The 689-nt window shown below is 67.9% G+C and carries 1 protein-coding gene; it reads right to left on the bottom strand.

Going from position 1 to position 689, the window contains the following annotated elements; translation table 11 throughout:
• A partial coding sequence (locus A5688_RS00265) for an HNH endonuclease signature motif containing protein (protein ID WP_131812434.1) occupies positions 1-689 on the bottom strand: 689 nt, incomplete at both ends.

The following is a 689-nucleotide window of genomic DNA, read 5'->3' as shown; positions in this document are numbered from 1 at the left end:
TTTTCGGGGTGGTGGAAGGTGTTGGTGCGGGGTTGGCCGCGGTCGAGGTGTGGTGGTGGGATCCATTGGGTTTCGCCTTTGGCGTTTGTGTTGGTGGTCCAGCCGCGTGGTGTGAGTAGGCGGTGGTGGGGGCCGCAGGCGAAGGTGAGTTGGTTGGTGTCGGTGGTGTGGCTTTTGGACCAGTCGGTGACGTGGTGGACTTCGCAGTAGTAGCCGGGCACGGTGCAGCCGGGGGCTGAGCAGCCGCGGTCCTTGGCGTAGAGCATGATTCGCTGCCCGGGTGAGGCCAGGCGTTTGGTGTGATAGAGCGCGAGCGGTTTGGCGTTGTCGAAGACGGCCAGGTAGTGGTGGGCGTGGCGGGCCAGGCGGATCACGTCGCTTATCGGCAAGATGGTGCCGCCCCCGGTGAGCCCGCGCCCGGCGGCGGCTTCGAGCTCGTGCAGGGTGGTGGTGACGATGATGGAGGCCGGTAGCCCGTTGTGTTGGCCCAGGTTTCCGGAGGCCAACACGGCGCGCAGGGCGGCCAGCAGTCCGTCGTGGTTGCGTTGGCTGGCCGAGCGCGGGTCGTGCTCGATGGCGTCTTGGCTGGGAGCGCCGTGCACACACGGATTCTCGTCGAGGGGGTTGCACATGCCCGGGGCGGCGAGTTTGGCCAGCACCGCCTCGAGGGTGGCGCGGGCCTCGGGGGT

Origin of the sequence: Mycobacterium mantenii, from assembly GCF_001667865.1 — a bacterium.
Taxonomy (GTDB): domain Bacteria; phylum Actinomycetota; class Actinomycetes; order Mycobacteriales; family Mycobacteriaceae; genus Mycobacterium; species Mycobacterium mantenii_A.
The sequence above is the reverse complement of the archived record's forward strand: the minus strand, read 5'-3'. Positions and strand labels throughout refer to the sequence as shown.